This window comes from Microbacterium mitrae (genome assembly GCF_008017445.1).
Lineage (GTDB): Bacteria > Actinomycetota > Actinomycetes > Actinomycetales > Microbacteriaceae > Microbacterium > Microbacterium mitrae.
On sequence record NZ_VRSW01000003.1, the window covers coordinates 218142 to 230695 of the forward strand.

The following is a 12554-nucleotide window of genomic DNA, read 5'->3' on the forward strand; positions in this document are numbered from 1 at the left end:
CCAGCTCGTGCTGGCGCCGCCTTGATTCGTTTTCGGAGGCGGTCCGCCGCTTGCGTGGTTCCGCTCTAGGCGTCGGCCGCGCTCTCGCGATCGCGCAGCACGTCCAGCCACGCGAAGTGGGCATCAATCGCCTCGGTCGCGCCATGGGTGTCGCCGGCCGTGACGCTGTGCAAGATGCTGTCATGTACCGAGCGCATGGTCTCGAAGTCTTGCGCGAGCGAAAGATGTTGCAGCGTGCCCTGCAGAATCGGCTGCAGGGCCTGGGAAAAGAACACCAGGGCGGGGGAGTCTGAGGCGGCGAAAAGCGCACGGTGAAACTCGATGTCGGCATCGAACAGTGCCTTGCCGTCGGTGGTCGAGTGCATGGCAGCGGCGCTCGCGGCAAGTGCCGCCAGGTTTTCTTCCGTCGCCGTCTTCGCCGCTTCGACGGCAGCCTGGCGTTCGAGGGCATGGCGTACCGAAATCAGTGAGTCAAGCGTCATCTGATGGAACATCATGCTGAGCACCAGCACATCGCCCGTTTGCTTGGGTTGCACGCCCGTGTAGAACGTGCCGAGGCGCTCCTTGCGCTGTAGCGCCCCCATCGACTCGAGGCGGGCGATCCGGTCGCGCAGCGTATTGCGGCTGAGTCCGAGCTGCTGCGTGAGATCACGCTCACTCGGAAGCTGCTGGCCCGGTTGCATGGTGAGCAGCAGATTGACCAGAGAACTCAGCGCCCCATCGTTGATGAGGCTTGCGGCGAAGTTGCTCGCGTCAGGCGTCATCTCGTTGGGTTCTGCGGGCGCGTTGACCGTGACGGCGTCGTCATTCATCTCGGGCCCCCTTTCAGCAGGCAGGGAGAACCGATTCCCCCGTGATCATCACCAATTCTATTGGTTCTACCTGACGATACTGCCTGATCATAACGATATTGGCATTTAAATTCGGGTGGCGCTCACAGGCGGCTATCGCGGTGAAAACCATCCTTTTCTCGCGCGAGAACAGGATCGCGCGGTACATTCTTCACGATGTCGACGGACGCGCCCATTTGTAGAACCCCTCCTAAAGTGTCGGGTTCGGGTGAGAGGGTTCGTATACTCGGAGGGCTTGCCCACAGAAGGAGATATTGCCGTGCGTGAATCGCTGTACACCGCCCCTGTCGACGACTACCGCTTTCTGTATTCGCGCGCGTTCGGGCTTGACCTCATCGCCCGTTCCACCGATGGTGCCCTCAACGCCGAAGACGCAACCGACATTGTTCAGCACGCAGGCGATTTTGCCGCCAGTGTGCTGGCGCCGCTGAGTCGCATTGGCGACACCGAGGGTGCCCGCCTCGTTGATGGCACCGTGCAGTTGCCCGACGGTTACGCCGAGGCGTATCGCGAGATGGTTGAAGGCGGATGGATCAGCGCCGAGGCGCCCGCCTCCGCGGGCGGTGACGGCCTGCCCGACGCCGTGCGCGCCGCGCTGGGCGAGATTTGGAACTCGGCAAACGCCGCTTTTGCGCTCAGCTGGCTGCTGACGCAGGGTCAGATTCACGCGCTCGATGCCAAGGCATCTGACGCGATCCGTGAGACCTATTTGACCAAGTTGGTTTCGGGGGAGTGGACCGGAACCATGAACCTCACGGAGCCGGAGGCTGGCACCGACCTCGGCGCCATTCGCACGATGGCGACCCCGCAGCCCGATGGCTCGTGGTCGCTCAAGGGCGACAAGATTTTCATCACGTGGGGCGACCACGAGGTGGCCGAAAACATCGTGCACCTTGTGCTTGCCCGCACGCCAGATGCCCCCGAAGGTGCCCGCGGACTCTCGCTCTTCGTGGTTCCGAAGTACCTGGTGAATGCAGACGGAACGCTCGGCACCCGCAACGGGGTCAGCACCGTGTCGCTCGAGCACAAGCTCGGAATTCACGCGAGCCCGACGGCCGTGCTCAACTACGACGGCGCGGTTGGCTACCTCGTTGGCGATCTGCACGGCGGTCTTGCCGGCATGTTCGTGATGATGAACTCGGCACGTGTTGGCATGGGTTTTCAGGCCACCGGCATCTCGGAGCGCGCCTACCAGGGCGCGCTGCAGTACGCCACGCAGCGCCTGCAGGGTCCCGTCATCGGCCGTGACGGCGGGGCGCCCATCTCGGAGCACCCGGATGTGCGTCGCCTGCTGTTGTCGATGCGCAGCGACATCTATGCGATGCGTGCGCTCGGCGTCTACACCGCCGATCTCTTTGACCGTGCCGCCGAAGACGGAACCGGTGAACTCGCCGAATTCTTTGTTCCGATCTTGAAGGGGTGGGCGACAGAAGACGCGCTCATCGTCACCAGCGACGGCATTCAGGTGCACGGCGGCATGGGATTCATCGAAGAGACTGGTGCTGCGCAGCATTACCGCGACGCGCGCATCATGCCGATCTATGAGGGCACGACCGCGATTCAGTCCAACGACCTGGTCGGTCGCAAGGTGATTCGCAACCAGGGCGCGACCGCCGAGGCGCTGTTCGTCGCCATGGGTGAGACCGTCACGGCCCTTTCGGCCTTCGACCACCCGGTGGCAACCCGCCTGGCCGATCGCCTCACCCGCGCCATTGACTCCGCGCGCCGGGCAACCGCGGCGCTCGTCGGTTTCGCCGCCTCCCCGCGTGACGCGTACGCGGTGAGCGTGCCGTATCTCATGCTGCTTGGCACTCTTTCGGGCGGCTGGATGCACGCGCTCGCGGCGATCGCCGTGCTCGACGATGGCAAGACAACGTCCGAGCGCCTCACCATCGCCGACTTCTACGGCAGCCACCACTTGCCGCGCGTGCACGCCCTCGCCGAGACGGTCGCCGCGGGGGAAGTTGCCTAACGCTTCACCCCTCTGAGAACCGGAACCACGTGCTCGCGACCCGAGCACGTGGTTCCGTCTTTCGTCTCCTGGGCGCGCGAAACGCACTCTGGTCGGCGAGAAACATGCGGCGCGGTGGGGTTTCGCCGACCAAAATGTGTTTCGGGGAGGTGGGAGGGTGCGCGGTGGCGGAACCAGGCAGGGGCGGGTGCGCTCGCATATGGACGGGGGAGGAGCCAGGGGGCGGAAAGGGCGACGCTTCTGGCGGAGGGCACCTCGATGCGCGGCGAACAGTGGTAGGACAGATACGAAACAAACGCTTGGTGAGGAGACAACGATGCCAGCAAGTGTCGGCGCACGTGATGAGCCGAGTTCAGGGCGCCGCGAGCAGATTCTAGCCATCGCCGCACGCCTGATGGCGAGGCAAGGCTATGCGGCGACGACGGTTCGCGAAATCGCGGATGAAGCGGGGATTCTGTCTGGCAGCCTGTACCACCACTTCACGTCAAAAGAGGCGATTCTGCTCGAGGTGCTGCGCGGGTTTACGAGCACACTCGTTGCAGAGGTGGAACTGCTGGCGCAAGAAACGAGTAGTCCGCTGGAGCGGCTCGACAGACTCGTCGCCGTGGTTCTTGACACCATTGAACGTCAGCCAGCAGCGGTGGGGCTGTACCAGCAGGAGTCCGCCTATTTGGCGACCGTTTCGGGCTTCGAATTCTTGAGCGAAGATACCGAACGCATCGAGGCCGTTTGGATCGCGACCATCGAGGAGGCGCAGGAGTCTGGGGACTTTCGGGCCGACCTCGATGCCGCCTTCACCTTCCGTTTTATCCGTGACGCGGCGTGGTCAACGGCGCGCTGGTTCCGCCCCGACGGACGCCACACGACGAAAACCCTCACCGATCATTTGCTGAGCTTGCTGCACACCGGCATTCTGACGCCCGCGGAGTGATTGGCCCGGACTATTCGCCATCGGCGAGTGGGCCGAGGTGAACGAGCATGGCGTCCACCGCGTCGTCCGCATTGCCGGGCGCGCCGCTTGCCGCCCACTCAATGAGTGCCGCAAACATGACGGATTGGTAGGCGGCGGCGATCGCGTGAGCCACGGCGGGTGGCAGCGCGGGCCGTCGCGAGGCGATGAATGAAGCCACCTCGGCGATCCACGGGCTGTGTGCGCTCGGTGCGAGCGCCGCGATTTCTGGCTCGGTCATCACGAGTCGAAAGAAGTCGGGGCCAAATTCGGCGACTTTCGGATCGCGTTCGAGCATTCCGCTCAACGCGGTTGCACCCGGAACCGTGCTGACGCCGAAGACGGCGGGAATGCTGGCAGATCCCGAGATGGAAAGGTGGTCGATACGACCGGGTCACACGCTGGCGTCGTGAGGTGCGCCCTGGTTCCGTAGGCTAGCAACATGGCTACGAACCCCGGCGCACCCGACGACAGCCTGTCGGACGCTGTGACGGAGGCCGCGGGCGCGCCGGCTCTTGAAGGTCACGTCGGAACCTTTTTGTGGCAGGGCGCCGAGCTCGTGTACGAAGAATTCGGCGCAGGTAGCAGCCCGGTGTTCGTGCTGGTTCACGGTATTGGCATGGGGCGCGTGGTGTTCGCCGAGCTGATCGATGACCTCAAGCGCCTCGGCCGCGTTATCGCGATTGATCAGCCCGGTTACGGCGATTCGCCGGAACCACCGCGCACCCCGACGATGGAGCGCACCGCCGACATGGTGGCTGCGTTGTTGCGCGAGCGCGGTGTCTCGCAGGTCACGGCAATTGGGCATTCGATGGGTACCCAGGTCGTGGCCGAGCTCGCGGTGCGCCACCCCGACCTTGTCGACCGCCTCGTACTGATCGCGCCAACGGTCGATGTGTCGGCGCGGCACATCGCCGTTCAGGCAGCCCGCCTGGTGCGTGACCTGTGGGGCGAGAGCCCCAAGGTCGTGATGCTCGGCGGTTTCGAGTATTTGCGAGCGGGTCCCAACCTCATCCGCAAGATGCGCGCCATGATGGTGCATCGGCCGGAGAGGAGTTACCCGCGCATCACCCAGCGAACGCTCGTGCTTCGCGGCGAACGCGACTACGTGGTTCCGGAACCATGGGCACGGCAAGCGGCAGCGCTCATTCCCAACGCGCGGTTTGACACGCTGCCTGACACGAGCCACCAGTCGATGATCCGCAACGCCGGGCCCACCACCCGCCGCATCATGGACTTTCTGCGGAGTGAGCGGTTCGAGCCTGCGGCAGGGCTCGCGGGTTAGGGTGATTCACGCGGGTGTATCTGCGGTGACGCCGCGGTGACGCCGCTGGCAGGCACGACGCACAGACTCAAACAAGAGTGGGGCACCATGGCAGAGGCATATATCGTCGACGCGGTTCGCTCACCGGTTGGCAAGCGAGGCGGGTCGCTTTCCCAGATTCATCCGATCGACCTCGGGGCACACTCATTGCGTGCGCTGGTTGATCGAGTCGGCATTGACCCGGGCGCGATTGACGATGTGATCGTCGGAACCATCGACGCGATCGGTGGGCAATCGGGCAATGTTGGGCGATCCGCGTTGCTCGCCGCAGGCTTTCCCGAGCACGTGCCCGGTGTCACGATCGACCGCCAATGTGGGTCAAGCCAGCAGGCCGTGCACTTTGCGGCGCAGGCGGTGATGTCCGGAACACAAGACCTCGTCATCGCTGGTGGTCTACAAAACATGTCGCAGGTTCCGATTCTCTCGGCGGCAACCGTCGGTGAGCAGTTCGGATTCTCGATGCCGTACGCCGAATCTCCGGCGTGGAACGCGCGATACCCGGGTGAGGAGATTTCGCAGTTCCGTGGTGCTGAGTTGATCGCGCAACAGTGGAACATCACGCGCGAGGAGATGGAACAGTACGCGCTCACGAGTCATCAGCGGGCGGCAGCCGCACAAGAAGCGGGGCGGTTCGCCAACGAAATCGCGCCGCTTAACGGCTTGGACTTCGACGAGGGTGTGCGTCGCGACACCACACTGGAGCGCATGTCGGGGCTCAAACCGCTCACCCCAGGCGGACGCCTGACAGCGGCCGTCGCCTCGCAAATTTCTGACGCTTCATCTGCCGTGCTGATCGCCTCAGAACAGGCAGTGAAAGATCACGGCCTCACCCCGCGCGCCCGTATTCACCACATGTCGGTGCGGGGTGACAGCCCCGTTCTGATGCTGACGGCGCCCATCGCGGCAACGCAGCACGCGCTTGCGAAGACCGGCCTGACGGTTGATGACATTGACCTGTTCGAAGTTAATGAGGCGTTCGCCTCCGTTGTGCTTGCGTGGATGGCGGAGACCGGCGCGCCGCACGGCAAGGTCAACGTCAACGGCGGAGGCATCGCGCTGGGTCACCCCATTGGCGCCACCGGCACGCGCATTCTCGCGACCATGCTCAACGAGCTCGAACGCCGCCAGGGGCGATACGCGCTACAGACCATGTGCGAAGGCGGCGGGCTCGCAAACGTCACCATCATTGAACGCCTCTGATCGGGCTTTCAACAGGCGAGAGCGTTGAGACTAGCGGCTGTAATAGAAAGCCCAGCCGCGATTGGTAGACGAGTAGAAGCACCCGCCGGTCCAGTAACCCTGACTGCGAAAACTCAGCCGCTCGGCGTTGCACAGACCCACCGTGGGGAAGAAGCCTTCCAGGGGTTGTTCGACCAGCGGGCCGGGGCCGACGGCCGGAACCACGACGGCAGCCGCCGGGGCTGCGACGGCGGTGGGAGCGGCGGCAGATGCTGCGACGGGCGCGGCGAGGAGGAGTGCTGCGGCGCAGACGGTGGCGGCCAAGTAACGCTTCATGGTGACATCCTTCGGTGCGCGGTCGTCGCGCCGAAGCGCTCTCGACCGCGATGAGTGCTTGGGCACAGCATAGGTGCGGTTGCTGAATACCGGCCTCGGGTGAACAGCGCTACGACTCGATCCCGATCCGCAACAGCACGGAGGGGTGCAGACCCTTACGGTCAACGGCGAGTTTGCGCATGGCCCGGTACAGATGCGACTCGACCGTGCGAACCGAGAGAAACAGACGCTGGGCGATGTCGGCGTTACGGTGCCCCTGGGCTGCCAACAACGCGATTTCGTACTCGCGCGGCGTCAATGGTTCCGCCTTCTCATCCATTGCCCGCAACCGAGAACTCACGGTGCGCTTGAGTGGGCGCAGTGATTTTTCGAAGGCGTGATCGCCGGAGACGAGGGGGGCGAGTGCGGTGAGGGCGGCCTGAGCCTGCTCGCCGCCGCCCATGGATTGAAAGGTGAACGCGGCGCGGCGCAGACGCATGGGGTCGGCATTGGCCACACCGATGCAGAAGTCCACCATGGCGCCCGGAATCGTGGCGTCTTCGAGGCCCGCAATCTCGTCTACCTGTGCGGTGGCGCCGGTGGCGCCGGTGGCGGCGGTGGCAATGAACTGCTGCGCCAGGCGGGTCAGCGGAATGGACTGGTCAGGCAGGGCGTCGATGGCCTCGGTGAAGGTGTGCTGCCCGCGCTGCATCTCGACGGTGAGCGCGAGAACGAGTGACACTGCCTGCGACAGCGCGGAGGTTACTGGCGAGAACAGGGGAGCGGGCTCGCGCCCAGCGGCCGCCGCCAATACCCATGCCGACGTGTCGGTACGGCTCTCGCGGGTGAGAAAACGCAGGCCGCCGTGCAGCTCTTCCTGCTGGTCATGCTGGGCGGCGCTGATGAGGTGACAGATGGTGGCCGACGTGCTCATGGAGAGGTCGTCGTGCAGCAAGCCCTCGGTCAAGAAGCGGTCGGTGACCTGCTCAATGCTGCTCGGCACGCGTTGGCCGGCGGCGCCAAATGCGCAGGCAATGACGGTGAGCGCGTCGAGCGTCATCCGGCGGGTGAGGTCGGCCTTCAGCCCGCGCTCGAACGTGGTCGCGGTCGCGAGTTGAGCGAACCCTTCGGCCGTGGCGCGCAACGCTGCGTGATCGAGTCGCTGCGCGTGCACGAGCGAGTCGACGCTGTAGGCGCGCAGGGCGGCCAACGTGTCGCGATGCGACGGAACCAGCAGCGGCGCGGTGAGGCGCAGTGCCTCATCGAATTCGCCGCGATCGAGAGCCGCGGCCGCGACCAGGCTGGCGCGATGAGTTTCGAGGCCATAGCGATCAATCCGCGCGCTTTGAACACCGATTTCGACGAGAAGTTCATCGACACCTTCAGCGCCCGACGTCAGCGGAATCTGCAAACACAGCGCCCAGAGGCAGAGGTCGTAGACAGGCAGGTTCATGCCGGCGCGAAGATCGGCGGTGAGACGTTCAAAGTCGTCGCCCTCTTGCCGCGCCGTGCGCAGCAGTCCGTCACTGGTGGCAGCAGGATGCATGGTGAGAATGCGTCGGGCAAGCGCGGCAGCTTGTTCCGACTCGCCGCGACGGCGGCTGAGCCACATGGCCATGCTGAGCACGGCAAGCTGTGCATCGGGGTCGATCAGGGCGCGAAGAGTGGCATCGATCGTGAGAGCACGCGCGGCGACACCAACCTCGCTCTCCGTACACTCGGCGTCAATGACGACCGACGCGCAAATGTCGGCAATGATGTCTTGCGCGAGCGGTGTCATCTCTGGCTCGGTCATCATGCGCAGTGCCGCCTGGATCGGCCCCGGGATGCACAGGGTGTCGCGGTGGTCGCTGATGACGTGAGATTCAATCAAGAGTGACAGTTCGACTCGATTAAAGAAGCGGCGGATGCGCGTAAAGCTCACCCCGACCAGGGGGAGCAGGCTGCCGGCGAAGCGTTGCAGCGCCGGCGGCAAGCCAGCGAGAACGGATGAGGCTTCGATCAGTGTGCGTCGCGATGGCGTCGACAGACTGTCTTCTTCAACCGGAGCTTCACTGAGGCTTTGCAAGAGCGACATCGCGATACGCGGAAATCCGCCGCTCTGCGCCCAGATCCACCGACGCTCGACGAGAGTTGGTTCGGTTGGCATCGGCGTGATGCCAACCTGCTCTTCGATGAGGGCGTCGCACTGAGCCAATGTCAGAGGCATCAACGTGATTGTTGTGGCGCGCGAGATGATCGGCGCGCGCGTCTGGCTCGAGGTTGACGCGAAAGGGTGCGGCGGTCGGCGAGTGGCGAACAGGCGCACGCCGTCCACCCGCTGCAACTCGGAGAGGCGGTTGAGGTCGGCCGAGCTCAGGGTGTCGAGGTCGGTGATCACGATCGCGCGCTCGCCACCCGAAACGGTTGCCGGCTGGTCGAGACGAATGGTGCGCCAGCCCTCGGCACGCGCCACCCGTGCCACCGTGGCTCGCAGCATCGATTTGCCCAGGCCGGTTTCGCCCTCAACGATGACATCGCGCTGCGACGCGAGATTGTCGAGGATCGCCGCGACGGTCTCCGCGCGGCCGTAGTACATCGGCGTAGAAGAGTCGGTGAGTATCGTCCTCGGAGACGAGAGATCTGTGTGTGACATTGCGAACTGCCTGTGGGAGGTGAATTGGTGCTGCGTGAACTGCTACTTCTTGGTGCTGTGGTTGCGTGCCCAAAACCGCGTTCTCGGAAAAGAGGATTGGAACCAGATATGCCATGTTCGGATTTTCAACGACCGTATTCCGAATCGGCGTTGAATTGTCCGAATTCGCCCATGCTCAGGGCTTCCCTGGCACAGATTCACGGGTTTCTCCGTGAAATATGACCCCATCGCCGTAATTTTCTCAGCGTGTCTGCGTAAGTGGAAGTGCCTGAGTCCGTACAATCACCCCCTACAGCGACAAATGCTCACGATTACCTCTCCTCGGAGAGGGAATGTGACGCACTCAGTACGGAGACAACATCTGATGTTTCAGGCCCTGAGCGCCGCGGATCTGACGGTGAGGGTGCAGTGGCGTAGCGGCCCCAGAAACAGAAAACGTCGTCCTCGGAACCGCAGTGCGGGTTCCGAGGACGACGTGTGCAGCGGGGAGGTTAGCGCGTGGTCTCGTGTGCGATGAGCTGCACCAAAGCGTCGATATCGGCTTCGCTAGTGTCAAAGCTGCACATCAGGCGCACTTCGCGGTTGGCGGCATTCCAGTCATAAAAACGGAACGTCTCGCGCACGCGATCGGCGACACCCTCGGGCAGGGTCGCAAAGACGCCGTTGGACTGAGTGGGCTGCGTAAACCCGACGCCGCGAATGGAACCATCGGCAGCGCCGGCCTCGAGAGCGGAGCGCAGACGCTGAGCCATTGCGTTGGCGTGCGAGGCGTTGCGCAACCACAGGTCGCCTTCGAGCAGCGCGATGAGCTGCGCCGAAACGAAGCGCATCTTCGATGAGAGCTGCATGTTGAGCTTGCGGAGATATTTGAGGCCCGTCGCGGCTTCTTGGTTCATCACCACGATCGCTTCGCCCAGCATGGCGCCATTCTTGGTTCCGCCGAAGCTCATGACATCAACGCCGGCATCCCGGGTGAAGGCACGCATGGGCGCACCCAGCGCCGCGGCGGCATTCGCCAGGCGAGCGCCATCCATGTGCACGGTCATGCCGAGGCTGTGAGCGTGAGACGCGATCGCGCGGATCTCATCGATGGAGTACAGCGTGCCGAGCTCGGTGGTCTGAGTGATCGAAACAACCAGCGGCTGCGCGCGGTGCTCATCACCCCAGCCCCACGCCTCTTTGTCGATGAGCTCGGGCGTGAGCTTGCCGTCGGGGGTGTCTACGGTCAGCAGCTTGATGCCGCCGACGCGTTCGGGGGCGCCGCCCTCGTCAACGTTGATGTGAGCGGTGGAGGCGGCAATAACGGCTCCCCAACGGGGGATCATCGACTGGAGGCCGACAACGTTTGCGCCCGTGCCGTTGAACACCGGAAAAGCTTCAACGCCCTCGCCCAGATGAGCGGCAAAAACGGCCTGCAGGCGCTCACTGTACTGGTCATCGCCATACGCGATCTGGTGCCCGCCGTTTGCTTCGGCGATGGCCGCGAGTACCTCCGGGTGAATGCCGGAGTAGTTGTCGGAAGCGAAGCCGCGTACGTTCACATCGTGCAGATTGGTCACCGAGATAGCCTATGACCTTTTCGAGGTGGCACAGCATTCTCGTAAGCCGCGGCGTGGTTCCGTGCGCCCGTGCTGGAACTTGCCGCGTGGTTGCGCGAACGTACGCCGGCGCTGGAACCTGGTGCGTGGTTCCGCGAACCCCTGCGGTGGCGAGAATTAGGCAATCGGCGTGGTGGTGTCGGTGGCCTCGCGCAGCGGGCCGCGCATGAAAGACCAGTGCCGCACGGGGAGCGCGCGCACGAGCACGTCAACGATGTAGGCCTTGCGGCCGATCATGGTGCGTGCGCGTCGTTTCAGGGTGGCGTTGACGATGATGCCTGCCGCGACCGCGGGCTCGGTGTCGTACATGCGCGCTTGTGCGGTGGCGGCGCGGTCGGCGATGGCCGGGTCGAGGGCTGCGGCGAACCGACCTCGCAAGATGATGCCGGTCTTCACTCCGGCTGGGTAGATGGCGCCGACCGTGATCGGTGAGCCTTCGAGTTCGTGGCGCAGGGCTTCGGAGAAACCGCGCACCGCGAACTTGCTCATTGAATAGGGAATGCGTCCGCCCGGGGCTGCGAGCGCGTAGATGCTCGCAAGGTGGGTGATGTGGGCGCGGCGAGACGCGTGGAGGGCCGGCAGCAAGCCCTTGGTGATGTTGACTGTTCCCCACAGGTTCACATCCATCAGCCAGCGCATCTCGGCCATGGTGAGCTGTTCGAGCGAGCCGAGCATGGATGAGCCGGCGCACGTGATCAGCGACTGCAGCGCGGTGTGTTCGGCGATGATCTCGGTGCAGGTGGCGGCGACCGCGTCATCGTCGGCCAGGTCGACGACATGGGTTGTGATGACCGCTTGGGGTGCGAGCGCTTGGATTTCGGCCGCGACGGTGGCGAGGGCGGTAGCGTCGCGGTCGATGAGGGCGAGGTTTGCTCCGAGCTGGGCGAGTTGGCGAGCGACTTCGGCGCCCATGCCGGCGGCGGCTCCGGTGATGGCGCTGGTGTGTCCGGTGGCATTAAGTCGGGGCATCGGGATCCTTCCGCGGCATCATTGCGCGCAGTCTCATCGTGGCGCACCGCCCGCCGAATCCGCGCCCGCCATGCCGAGGTTCCGATTTGTGATGACCTCCCGTGCCGGTGCGACTACTCTCGTCAGTGAGGGGAGGTTTCAATGAGGAAAAAACACGCCGACGCGATTGCCGAAGGAGTCGCCATTGCGCTCGCGGCAGCCCGGCTGATTGTGAAGAATCACATCCTCGTTGACACCATCGCCGACGGCGAAAACTTTGACGTAGGGCACTTTGACGCGGTCGCTCGCAACGCCATGGAGACGCTCGCGAAAGAGTCGGAGAAGGCGGCCCGACGCCTCAAGAAAATGCAGCGTGCCGCATTCGGGCGCTACTCGCTGTCTGACGGCACGCACGATTACCGTGATCGCGACGTGAAAAATCTCCGCCAGCGACGCAAACACTCCGAACAGGTCGCCGCGAAGTTGCGCGAAATGATGGACGACGAATCCGCCGTGCGCGCCCTCGTCGAATCGAGCCGCGAGGCGGCCTGGACCGACGTCGCCAACAATCTGCAGAATCGATTGCGGGTTGAGGCCATGCGCCCCGACGCCGACCCCGACTACGAGAGCATGCGCGACGCCCGAATCCAAGCGCTGTTGATGATTGACTTGCAAAACCTCGAGGCCCAGGCCAAGAAACGTCAGGAGTGGGCCGGGCAGTAGGTTCTGGCGTGGGGGTGTGCGGCGTGCTGCGTGCGCGTCGCGGAACCGCGGGGCTGGGTA

The 12554-nt window shown here is 64.2% G+C and carries 11 protein-coding genes; 5 read left to right on the plus strand and 6 right to left on the minus strand.

The features are described 5' to 3' along the window. Positions 1-65: 65 nt before the first annotated feature. On the minus strand, positions 66-812 hold the full coding sequence (locus tag FVP60_RS10380) for a FadR/GntR family transcriptional regulator (RefSeq protein ID WP_147826209.1): 747 nt from the start codon (positions 810-812) through the stop codon (positions 66-68). 274 nt (positions 813-1086) lie between these two features. Between FVP60_RS10380 and FVP60_RS10385 the strand changes: the two genes are divergently transcribed. Together FVP60_RS10385 and FVP60_RS10390 are read left to right on the plus strand one after the other, a co-directional pair. Further along, positions 1087-2823: an acyl-CoA dehydrogenase family protein gene (locus FVP60_RS10385; RefSeq protein WP_246132565.1), complete on the plus strand. Its 1737-nt coding sequence runs from the start codon at positions 1087-1089 to the stop codon at positions 2821-2823. A 316-nt stretch (positions 2824-3139) separates the two neighbouring features. Then, positions 3140-3754, plus strand: a complete 615-nt coding sequence (locus FVP60_RS10390; RefSeq protein ID WP_147826210.1) for a TetR/AcrR family transcriptional regulator — start codon at positions 3140-3142, stop codon at positions 3752-3754. A gap of 10 nt (positions 3755-3764) precedes the next feature. Here the strand turns inward: FVP60_RS10390 and FVP60_RS13070 are convergent, their stop codons facing one another. After that, positions 3765-4070 carry an acyl-CoA-like ligand-binding transcription factor gene (locus FVP60_RS13070; RefSeq protein ID WP_187240640.1) on the minus strand — a complete coding sequence of 102 codons (306 nt, stop codon included), beginning with the start codon at positions 4068-4070 and terminating at the stop codon, positions 3765-3767. Positions 4071-4214: 144 nt separating this feature from the next. Here FVP60_RS13070 and FVP60_RS10405 point away from each other — a divergent pair, with 144 nt between their 5' ends. Together FVP60_RS10405 and FVP60_RS10410 are read left to right on the plus strand one after the other, a co-directional pair. Then, positions 4215-5057: an alpha/beta fold hydrolase gene (locus tag FVP60_RS10405; RefSeq protein ID WP_147826212.1), complete on the plus strand. Its 843-nt coding sequence runs from the start codon at positions 4215-4217 to the stop codon at positions 5055-5057. Positions 5058-5144: 87 nt separating this feature from the next. Beyond that, positions 5145-6296 carry an acetyl-CoA C-acetyltransferase gene (locus FVP60_RS10410; RefSeq protein ID WP_147826213.1) on the plus strand — a complete coding sequence of 384 codons (1152 nt, stop codon included), beginning with the start codon at positions 5145-5147 and terminating at the stop codon, positions 6294-6296. Positions 6297-6326: 30 nt separating this feature from the next. On the opposite strand, the gene FVP60_RS10415 is transcribed toward FVP60_RS10410, so the two are convergent. The 4 genes from FVP60_RS10415 to FVP60_RS10430 form a co-directional block, all read right to left on the minus strand. After that, a complete protein-coding gene (locus tag FVP60_RS10415) occupies positions 6327-6611 on the minus strand; it encodes a hypothetical protein (RefSeq protein ID WP_147826214.1) in 285 nt (94 codons plus the stop codon). A gap of 109 nt (positions 6612-6720) precedes the next feature. After that, complete coding sequence (locus tag FVP60_RS10420) at positions 6721-9225, minus strand: helix-turn-helix domain-containing protein (RefSeq protein ID WP_147826215.1); 2505 nt, start codon at positions 9223-9225, stop codon at positions 6721-6723. Between the two features lie 491 nt (positions 9226-9716). After that, a complete protein-coding gene (locus tag FVP60_RS10425) occupies positions 9717-10784 on the minus strand; it encodes a threonine aldolase family protein (RefSeq protein WP_147826216.1) in 1068 nt (355 codons plus the stop codon). A 156-nt stretch (positions 10785-10940) separates the two neighbouring features. After that, positions 10941-11792, minus strand: coding sequence for an SDR family NAD(P)-dependent oxidoreductase (locus FVP60_RS10430; RefSeq protein ID WP_147826217.1), 852 nt, complete (start codon positions 11790-11792; stop codon positions 10941-10943). A gap of 141 nt (positions 11793-11933) precedes the next feature. Here FVP60_RS10430 and FVP60_RS10435 point away from each other — a divergent pair, with 141 nt between their 5' ends. Further along, a complete protein-coding gene (locus tag FVP60_RS10435) occupies positions 11934-12494 on the plus strand; it encodes an asparagine synthase (protein ID WP_147826218.1) in 561 nt (186 codons plus the stop codon). Positions 12495-12554: the final 60 nt, after the last annotated feature.

Bases quoted from the DNA above. Each gene is read 5' to 3' on its own strand.
- FVP60_RS10380 (WP_147826209.1), bottom strand. From the start codon at position 812: ATGAATGACGACGCCGTCACGGTCAACGCGCCCGCAGAACCCAACGAG.
- FVP60_RS10390 (WP_147826210.1), top strand. From the start codon at position 3,140: ATGCCAGCAAGTGTCGGCGCACGTGATGAGCCGAGTTCAGGGCGCCGC.
- FVP60_RS13070 (WP_187240640.1), bottom strand. From the start codon at position 4,070: ATGCTCGAACGCGATCCGAAAGTCGCCGAATTTGGCCCCGACTTCTTT.
- FVP60_RS10405 (WP_147826212.1), top strand. From the start codon at position 4,215: ATGGCTACGAACCCCGGCGCACCCGACGACAGCCTGTCGGACGCTGTG.
- FVP60_RS10410 (WP_147826213.1), top strand. From the start codon at position 5,145: ATGGCAGAGGCATATATCGTCGACGCGGTTCGCTCACCGGTTGGCAAG.
- FVP60_RS10415 (WP_147826214.1), bottom strand. From the start codon at position 6,611: ATGAAGCGTTACTTGGCCGCCACCGTCTGCGCCGCAGCACTCCTCCTC.
- FVP60_RS10420 (WP_147826215.1), bottom strand. From the start codon at position 9,225: ATGTCACACACAGATCTCTCGTCTCCGAGGACGATACTCACCGACTCT.
- FVP60_RS10430 (WP_147826217.1), bottom strand. From the start codon at position 11,792: ATGCCCCGACTTAATGCCACCGGACACACCAGCGCCATCACCGGAGCC.
- FVP60_RS10435 (WP_147826218.1), top strand. From the start codon at position 11,934: ATGAGGAAAAAACACGCCGACGCGATTGCCGAAGGAGTCGCCATTGCG.